General features: G+C 72.1%; 4 protein-coding genes. 1 reads left to right on the top strand and 3 read right to left on the bottom strand.

Going from position 1 to position 7784, the window contains the following annotated elements; all coding sequences use genetic code 11:
- Positions 1-1865 (bottom strand): acyltransferase family protein (locus tag GU5_RS16155; RefSeq protein WP_010523757.1); only part of this gene is annotated, 1865 nt, incomplete at its 3' end.
- A 232-nt stretch (positions 1866-2097) separates the two neighbouring features.
- On the opposite strand from GU5_RS16155, the gene GU5_RS13380 reads away from it, so the two are divergent.
- Positions 2098-4275, top strand: a complete 2178-nt coding sequence (locus GU5_RS13380; RefSeq protein ID WP_010523756.1) for an acyltransferase family protein — start codon at positions 2098-2100, stop codon at positions 4273-4275.
- Here GU5_RS13380 and GU5_RS0101205 read toward each other — a convergent pair.
- Positions 4229-5713: an ATP-grasp fold amidoligase family protein gene (locus GU5_RS0101205; protein ID WP_010523755.1), complete on the bottom strand. Its 1485-nt coding sequence runs from the start codon at positions 5711-5713 to the stop codon at positions 4229-4231. The two genes, GU5_RS13380 and GU5_RS0101205, sit on opposite strands and share 47 nt — an antisense overlap.
- A gap of 67 nt (positions 5714-5780) precedes the next feature.
- A partial coding sequence (locus tag GU5_RS16150; protein ID WP_029513913.1) for a glycosyltransferase family A protein occupies positions 5781-7784 on the bottom strand: 2004 nt, incomplete at its 5' end.

Genomic DNA, 7784 nt, shown 5'->3' with positions numbered 1-7784 from the left:
AGCAGGACCTCGCTGCCGGCCTCGACGATGCGGCGCCACTGGTCGGGAGACCCCGGTTCCACGAACTCCTCCTCGCGGTCCATCACCGTGCCCGCGGTGACCACCAGGTCCGGAGCCCGGTCGGCGACGACGTCGATGAAGTTGCGGTTCCACGCCGCGCAGGAGTCGACGTCGGCGTCCTCGATGCTCTGCAGCCGGCACCCGGACTTGTCGGCGATGATCAGCTCCCACTCGTGGGCGTCGGCCATGATCCGCCAGGCATGCTGCCACTGGCCGGCGTGGGATCCCCCGGCGATCATGATGGTGCGGGTCGGTGAGGCCGGCGGGTCGGGGTCCTCGCAGACCGTCACCTCGGCGGTGGCCATGTCCTCGCTGGGCGGCTGTCGACAGTCCCAGCCGTAGTAGGCCGGTTCGTCGTCGGCGAGCAGCGTGGGGGCGGGGAGGAAGCCGGCCTCTGCGACGGGCAGGTCCCCGGCGCCGTCTGCCTGCGGGTCGGGGGTCTCTCCACCGGACGTCGCGCCCTCGGTCGCGGTGACGCGCGCTCCGGGGAACGCCTCGGCGTCGACTCCGGCGGTGGAGGAGCCGACGGGCAGCTGCGGCTGGGTGAGGACCAGGGCGACGGTCAGCGCGGCTCCGCCGCCGACGAGGACGACGCCTCCGGCGGCGAGGGGGATGCGGACGGGGAGGTGCCCGAGGCGTGCGGCCGGGAGTTCGACCCAGCGCCGCGTGGCCCAGGCCAGGACGGCGGAGATCGCCAGCACGACCGCACCTTCGGCGGCTCCCGCCGCCTGGAGGTCCAGGAGCTCCAGCGTCATGATCAGCACCGGCCAGTGCCACAGGTACAGGCAGTAGGCATGGTCGGCCACGAGGCTCGGCGGTCGGCTCGACAGCAGGGAGCCGACTCGTGTCGGTCCGTCTCCGCCGGCCTGGTCGTGGCCGGCCGAGGCCAGCACCAGTGTCAGGCCGAGCAGCGGCCACAGTGCCCAGGGGCCGGGGAAGAGAGCCGCTCCGTCGAGGACGAAGCCGCAGGCGAGGATGAGCACCAGACCGAGCCACCCCGCAGGGGCGCGGAGAACTCGAGGCAGGCTCAGCCTCGTGCCGAGCAGCGCCACCAGTCCGCCGAAGGCCAGCTCCCACAGGCGGGTCGAGGTCATCAGATAGGCCTCGGCCTGGGACGTCGCGTGCATGTGCAGCGCCCATCCGAAGGACAGCGCCACCACCAGGGCGATTCCGACGGCCATGACATGGACCGCCGGTCGCCCCAGTCGCCGGGCGATCAGGACCGAGAGGACCGCCAGCACAGGCCAGATCAGATAGAACTGACCCTGCACGGAGAGGGACCAGAAGTGCTGGAACGGGCTGCTCTGCGGGCCGGCGGCCTCATAGGCCAGCTGGGAGGCGATGAGCTCATGGTTCTCGACGTAGAGCAGCGAGGCCCGCGCCTCGGCCAGCAGCTGGCGGTGCTGCGTCTCGGGCAGGATGACCAGCCCGGCCGCGGCGGTGGCCGCGACGACGAGAGCCGCAGGCGGCAGGATGCGACGGGCCAGCCGGGCGAGATAGCGGCCGACGTCGACGGGTCCCCCTCGGGAGGCGGATTCGCGCAGGAGCATCCCCGTGAACAGGAAGCCGGTGATCGCCAGGAAGATGTCGATCCCGCCGGAGACCCGGCCGTCGCCGAAGAGGTGGAAGAGCACGACGCCGAGTATCGACAGGCCGCGGACGCCGTGCAGCTCCGGGCGGTATCGGCTGGGCGGCAGCCCCTGCGCGAGCGGGCTGTCCGACGAGCGCGAGGGGGCCGGCTCCGGAGCGTCGCCGGACGGATGCTCGGCTCTCCGGGGCGACGGGTGCTGCGCAGGAGGAATCACGGGCCGTCATCCTATCCGGAGAGGGTCGCAGCGCCGCGGCGGCACCCCGTCGACGCGCCGGAACGGCGAGGGCTGGACGGCGGCGGCTGGACGGCGGCGGAGAATTCCCCGGGAGGACGGAGGAGAGGGCGTGTCGCTGTACATTGGTGTCTGACGAGACCGCTGCACTGGGGACGTCCGATGCAGCGACCGCGATCGGGCCCACCTCCGACGAGCAGGATCCCAGGAGCCGATGAGCACATTCGACCAGTCGCCGGCGTCGCCGGCCGCCGTCCCGACGGCCGCCCGTCAGGCGGCCGCCGGGCCGACCGCATCGGGGAGCCCCGGAGCCTCGCACTTCCAGCCGGAGATCCAGGGACTGCGTGCACTGGCGGTGCTGCTGGTGGTCGTCTACCACTTCTGGCCGGACCATCTCCCCGGCGGCTACGTCGGAGTCGACGTCTTCTTCGTCATCTCCGGCTATCTGATCACCGCGCACCTGTTCAAGGAGGCGGTGAGCACCGGGACGGTGCGCCTGGGACGATTCTGGGCTCGTCGCATCCGACGACTCCTGCCGGCGAGCCTGCTGGTGCTGCTGGTCACCGCCCTCGGGGTGGTGGCGTTCATGCCCAGCACAGTCTGGGAGAACACCCAGCGGCAGATCACCGCCTCGGCGCTGTACGTGCAGAACTGGCTGCTGGCCGCGGACTCGGTGGAGTATTCGCGGATGGACGACAGCGCGACGGCGGTGCAGCACTTCTGGTCGCTCTCGGTGGAGGAGCAGTTCTACGTCCTCTGGCCGCTGCTGCTGGTGCTCGTGCTGGCCCTGGTCGGCGCCGACCGTCTGCAGAGCGCCCCGCGGGTGCGCCTGGTCTTCGTCGGCGTCATCGGTGCGCTGGGGCTCACCTCGCTGGCGGCCTCGATCGTCGTCACCGCCGCCGAGCCGGCCCAGGCCTATTTCGTCACCCACACCCGCATCTGGGAGTTCGCCCTGGGCGGGCTGCTGGCCCTGATCATGGGCACTGATCAGGTCACCGGCCGGCTGGGGAATCTGCTCGGCTGGACCGGGCTGGCGATGATCTTCGCCGCGGCCTGGTTCTACTCCGACGCCACGGCCTTCCCGGGAGTCGCGGCGCTGCTGCCCACCGTCGGCGCGGCGCTGCTGATGGCCTGCGGCGGGAAGGTCGGCCCGGCCGGCGTGCACCGGTGGTTCTCCCTGCGCCCGGCCGTCGCGGTGGGGGACTGGTCCTATGCGATCTATCTGTGGCACTGGCCGGTGGTCGTGATCGCTCCGATGGTGACCGAGGCCGCCGAGTCCTGGCCGGCGAAGGTGCTGCTGATCCTCGGCATCATCGCGCTCTCGGCACTGAGCACGCGCTTCGTGGAGACGCCCATCCGCCGGGCGACGGTGCTGCGGCCGACCTGGCGGAGCCTCGTGGGAGCGGCGGTCGGCATGGCGGTGGTCATCGTCGGCACGATGGGTGCGGTGGCCGCCATGGAGCGCACGACGGTCAGCACCGGCGACCTCGCCGCCGATGATCCCTGCTACGGCTACGAGGCCCTGGCCGACGCCGACCGCTGCCCGGGCCCGGTCGAGGGGGACGGCACGCTGGACCCGACGCCGTCGGAGGTCGTCGCGCAGAACGACGATCCCGAGTACCCCGGCTGCCAGGCCGACGGCGAGGCCGAGGGCGTGCACGAATGCTGGCTCGGTGCGGAGAAGTCCTCGGCCGACGGGACGATCGCCGTCTTCGGCGACTCGCATGCGTCGATGTGGCTGCCCGCCTGGGACGCCTACGCCCAGGAGCACGACAAGCGGCTGCTCGTGCTGACCCGCTCGGGCTGCACGCCGCGACTTTCGGCCGTCGACGAGGGCAGCGACGAGTGCGAGCAGGCCAATGAGGAGATCGTCGACCAGGTTCGCGACGACGAGAGCATCGGGACGGTGATCATCGCCGCCAGCCAGGTGCACGGCAGCTTCGGCGCGCCGGACCGCGAAATCGACCTGCCGCCGCATGAGGAGGAGCTCGGCGACGTCGGCCGGGCGATGCTCGCCCCGGTCGAGATCTGGCTCGAGGCGGGCAAGGAGGTCGTCGTCATGGGCCAGGTCCCGCGCATGCACGAGGGCGACGAGGACAGCTCGCTGCCGGACTGCGTGGCCCGGAACGAGGACGACCTCTCGGCCTGCCGGATGGGGATCGAGAAGACGCGGGTCGAGGAACGGTGGCTGGACCGCTCCCGGACGATCTTCTCGGACGAGGACGGCTACCACTTCCTGCCCACCGAGGACCTGCTCTGCGACGAGGAGACCTGCTACGCGGTCATCGGCGGCTCGATCACCTACCGCGACGACAGCCACGTCTCGCGGAACTACGTCGCCGCCGTCAGCGACGAGCTGGGCCGTCGTCTCCAGCAGGCGCTCCAGGATTGACGTCGCCGTCGACCCGCTCCTCGGCGAGGTCTGCGGAGGGGCGCGTCTCGTCCGTCTCGTCCGCCTCCGACTCGGCGTCCTCGGCCGCGTCCTCGGCCGCGTGCTCGGCCGCCCCGTCGGTCGGGCGGATCAGGTCCCGGTCCTCGACCTGCGGCGGCGTGTACGGCACCTCGGCGTCGGCGCGGCGGCGCGGCCAGGTGGAGGGATCCTCCGGGCCCCGGCCCCCCTCGACGGCGTCGTACCACCAGGTGTACTCGTGCTCGCCGAACAGCGTGCCGAGCGGGCGGCCGCGGGCGATGTCGCGCTCCAGACGCGTCTCGGCGTCGACCCAGGCCGCGCCCATCGCGAGATCGTGGTCCTGTCGATACATCTGCAGGCCGCCGGGAGCCGGCGTCAGCTCGCCCAGCACCGGGCCGCGGGCGGTGGTGTAGAGATCGACGCGGACGAACGGCAGCCCGACCGTGACGGAGAGCCGGCGGGCTGCCTCCAGGAGCTCGTCCCAGGGCTCCGGGCGGGGCATCTCGGAGCTGAGCTTCACCCGCGGCAGCACCCGGCCGAGGCTCTCGCCGTCGGCGTCGAAGTACCGTCGGGTGAAGGTGTCCCGCTCGCCGGCCTCGACGCCGTCGGTCTGCATGACCAGCACCTGCAGGATCTCGCCGTAGCAGGTGTAGACCTTGATGTCCGCCGGCAGCGTGCCGCCGGTCTCGGAGTCGAGGAACTCCTCGGCGAAATAGGGGCCCGACCCTCCCTCGTCCAGACGCCGGCGGATCTGCGGGGTCAGCTCGCCGCCGACCAGGGTCTCCGAGCCGTCCAGCGTCCGCCAGCCGGTCGCCGTGCGTTCCAGCGGGACGACCGCCCGTCCGCTGTGCCCGCGATCGGCCTTCAGGACGAGTCGATCGGCCTCGAGGCCGTCCAGATGGATGTCGTCCACCGACCGCCAGGCCGCGTGGACGACGGGCACGGCGACTCCGTGGCTCTCCGCCAGGGCGTAGTTCCGCAGCTTGACGGTCAGCTGGGCCTGGATGCTGGTGTCGTGCCAGCTGCGATCGCGGCTGAGCCGCTGTGCGGCGAGCTGGCCGGAGAGCTTGGCGCGGAACGAGGAGGTGCGCAGCCGCCGCTCGAGATCTCTGCGCCGCTCGTCAGCCTGCTCCAGAGCGTGCTGTCGTCGTTCGACCTCCTGACGTTCACCGTCCAGGGCTCTGCGGGCCCTCCGGGCCTTCCGCCGCTCGGCCTCGGACTCCTCATCGCGTCGGGCGAGCTCCTGACGGGACGCGTCGCGGACCCGGACGATCTCGTCCTGCAGATGGTTCAACCGGATCTCGACGACGTCGGATCGGCGTCGAGCACGCTGGAGATCCGTCTCCAGGGTGCTGATCCGACGGCCGCGCCGGGCCAGGCGCGGGATCCGGCGACGCACGGCATCCGGTATGCGGGACATGAGGCTCCTCGAATCGACGTCAGAGCCATCATAATCCCCGCCGCGACATGCCGAGGACGGCGACGCCTCAGCGGCGGCGGCTCCGTCGGCTCCGTCGGCTCCGCCGGCGGGCGGCGCGCAGGTCGCTGAAGAAGTCCAGCGCGCGCCGGTGCCGCCAGCGATGCTCGCCGTAGCACGCCAGCAGCGCGGCCAGGTTCTCGGCGGCCGGCAGCCACTCCTCGTCGGCGACGCGGCGCAGCTTGGGCAGATGCCAGCTGACCAGGAAGCTCTCCAGGCGTCGCTCCTTATAGGCCTCGAGCAGCCCGACCTCGCGCAGCCAGTCCGCCCGGGCACGATCCAGCGGCAGGTACTTCGCGAAGTAGCCCGGGTTCAGCGTGTTGACCGTGGAGTTGCTGACTGCCGTGTAATAGGTGTGAGCAGAGACGTTCATGATGCGTATGCGGCGGGCATAGTGGACCATCTGCTGGAAGAAGTACGAGTCCTGCCCGACCGCGCCCACCGGCTGGCTGATCCCCAGGGACTGCAGCCACGCGGTCCGAGCCACCAGGGTCTGGATGCCCATGGGTCGGAAGTCGAGCATCTGAAGCGCACCCTCGGGCATCTCGATCGTGCCGTCGGCACGCCGGTGCGCGGCGAAGATCTGCTCCATGACGCGCACATACGGCAGCACGGTGCGGGTGCGCGCCCACTGGGTCATGGTGCCCAGCACGAAGTCGACGTCGTCGTGGCCCTCCAGATCGCTCAGCAGCCGGGCGTAGCCGTCCTCGACGGCCTCGTTGTCCGGATCCAGATAGGTGACGAACTCCGTCGCGGCCAGCCCGAGCCCGGTGTTCCGCGGCCGGGAGGCCGACCCCGACCCTCCGGCGCCATGGTGGAAGGCGGTGACGTTCTCATAGGCGGCGGCCAGCTCCTCGACGGTGTCGAGGGTGACCGGATCGGTGGAGCCGTCGGAGACCAGCAGCACGTGCATGCGGGAGAAGACCGAGGAGCGGCGCAGCGAGGCGAAGGCCTTGTGCCGCAGATGCTCGCCGTTGTCGTAGACCGGCACGATCACCGTCAGACGCAGCCGGTGCCGGGCGGCGGTCTCGGCGACCTCGCGGCGGAGACGGTGGACGTCGTCTCCGAGGCGCAGCCGCCCCGCCCCGCGGCGCGGCGAGGACGTCTCGCGGTCCCGGACGCCCTCGGCGTCGCCGACATGGACGCGGCGCTCGGCGGCCAGGGCGAGCAGGCCCTCGTGGCTCGCCGCCGTCTCCGGAGGGCGGAGCCAGGCGGTGAGATCCAGCGCGTCGACGCCGTCGCGGTGCCGGTGCGCCTGCCCGGCGTCGACGGTCTTGGTGGTCGTCGGCGCCGACTGGTGACGCAGCGCGGCGAGGTGCTCGTCGACGTAGGTCGGCGCATAGTGGCGCCGGGCGGAGACGGGCAGCACCACGTCGTGGTCCGCCAGCCGCGCCGGCAGCTCGTGCCAGCCGACGACCGCCACCTCGCCGTGGGTCTGGGCGGCCAGCTCCTCGTGCAGCGTCTCGTCGGCGTCCGCGGCGACGGCGAGCACCCGCTCGGCGGCCGGCTCCTCGGCGAGGCCCAGCCGGTGGAGGACCAGGCCCAGCACATCGGCGGCATGGTGGTCGAGGAAGGCGCGTCGGACGCCGTCGGCGGAGGCGCGGGAGAGGTCCTCGGCGGTGAGCTGCTCGAGTCCGGCGGCGACGTCCTCCACCGAGTTCGCCAGGTGCACCTGCGGCAGGTGCGAGTTCACCCCCTGGTTGTAGGTCGAGAGCACCAGCGCGCCCGAGGCCATCAGCTGCAGCGTCCGCGGCGAGAACAGCGCCTGCGAGTCGGTGACCGGTTCGACCGAGACGCCGACGTCGGCGAGGCGGTCGAGCCGCTGGGCGCCGCGGCCGGTCAGCCACGGCGCCAGGTGGGGGCGGTGGCGCACCGGCAGGACGGGGCCGGCGGCAGGGTCCGGGCCGCGAGAGGAGCCGTCCGATGCGGCGAGCTGCTGGATGAGCAGCTGCGCGCCGGAGGCGAGCACGCCGTCGAGCAGCATGTCCCGGTCGGCGGCGACGGCGGGGTCCAG

Source organism: Nesterenkonia sp. F, assembly GCF_000220985.1.
In the GTDB taxonomy this organism is placed as follows: domain Bacteria; phylum Actinomycetota; class Actinomycetes; order Actinomycetales; family Micrococcaceae; genus Nesterenkonia.
The sequence above is the reverse complement of the archived record's forward strand: the minus strand, read 5'-3'. Positions and strand labels throughout refer to the sequence as shown.